Below are 1,167 nucleotides of genomic sequence, written 5' to 3'. Positions count from 1 at the left end.
CTAGTCACCTGGAACCAAAGTAAGCCTCATTTGGTTGAGCTTCTGTCACGAGAGCAGGAGTTTGATCGATGGTTGGCAGGCAGGCGGACCTCGTCGTTCTGAGCGACGCGGATAGAAACTTCCTTGAAACCCAGGTGCGCCGGCATAAAGCTCCACGCTCCCTGTCGGATCGATGCCGGATGGTCTTGCTGTGCGCTCAGGGTTTGCAAAGCAAGGATGTTGCCGAACGTCTGGGTGTTCACGAGCACACGGTTGGCAAATGGCGCCGCCGGTTCGTACAGGATGGCATTGAAGGGCTGACAGATGAATATCGTGCCGGTCGACCGCGAACTGTCTCCGATGCCCAGGTTGCTCAGGTCGTCGAGCGTACGTTGAACGCCACTCCCAGGGATGCCACGCACTGGTCCATCCGTTCGATGGCAGCCGACAGCGGCCTTTCGCATACCACCATCCGTCGGATATGGACGGCATTTGGTCTGCAGCCGCATCGCGCCGAGACATTCAAGCTTTCTTCCGATCCCCTCTTCGTTGACAAGGTGCAAGACATCGTCGGTCTTTACATGTCGCCGCCGGATCGGGCAGTCGTGCTTTGCGTGGATGAGAAATCGCAAATCCAGGCATTGGATCGCGAGCAGCCGGTTCTGCCCATGGCGCCGGGCGTCGCCGAACGACGCACCCATACCTATGTCCGCAACGGCACGACCTCGCTGTTCGCGGCGCTCGACATTGCCACTGGCGCGGTAATCGGCCAGTGCTACAAACGTCACCGGGCCGCCGAATTCCTCGACTTCCTGAAGCGGATCGACGCTGAAATGCCCAATGGACCGGACGTGCATCTGGTGATGGACAACTATGCGACCCACAAGACGCTGAGGATCAAGGCATGGCTTGCGCGCCGTCCACACTGGCATGTTCACTTCACACCAACTTCAGCATCCTGGATCAACCAGGTCGAGCGGTGGTTTGCAGAGCTGACGCGAAAGCAGTTGCAGCGCGGCGTACATCGTTCCACCGCTGAACTGGAAGCCGACATCAACGCCTTCATCGAAACCCACAACGAGAACCCCACCCCATACAAGTGGGTCAAATCCGCTGACCAGATCCTCGCGTCGGTCAAGCGCTTCTGCCAGAAGACAATGAACCGAACTTCAGATTCAGGTGACTAGG

1 protein-coding gene is annotated in these 1,167 nt (G+C 58.3%); it reads left to right on the top strand.

All coding sequences use genetic code 11. The features are described 5' to 3' along the window. The first annotated feature begins 68 nt into the window (after nt 1–68). Nucleotides 69–1,166: an IS630 family transposase gene (locus tag ABFT80_RS27955; protein ID WP_347975223.1), complete on the top strand. Its 1,098-nt coding sequence runs from the start codon at nt 69–71 to the stop codon at nt 1,164–1,166. Nucleotide 1,167 lies beyond the last annotated feature (1 nt).

The sequence above is a fragment of the Foliimonas ilicis genome (assembly GCF_039939195.1).
In the GTDB taxonomy this organism is placed as follows: Bacteria; Pseudomonadota; Alphaproteobacteria; order Rhizobiales; family Rhizobiaceae; genus Foliimonas; species Foliimonas ilicis.
The sequence above is the reverse complement of the archived record's forward strand: the minus strand, read 5'-3'. Positions and strand labels throughout refer to the sequence as shown.

Coding starts and splice junctions, on each gene's coding strand:
- ABFT80_RS27955 (WP_347975223.1), top strand. CDS start 69: ATGGTTGGCAGGCAGGCGGACCTCGTCGTTCTGAGCGACGCGGATAGA.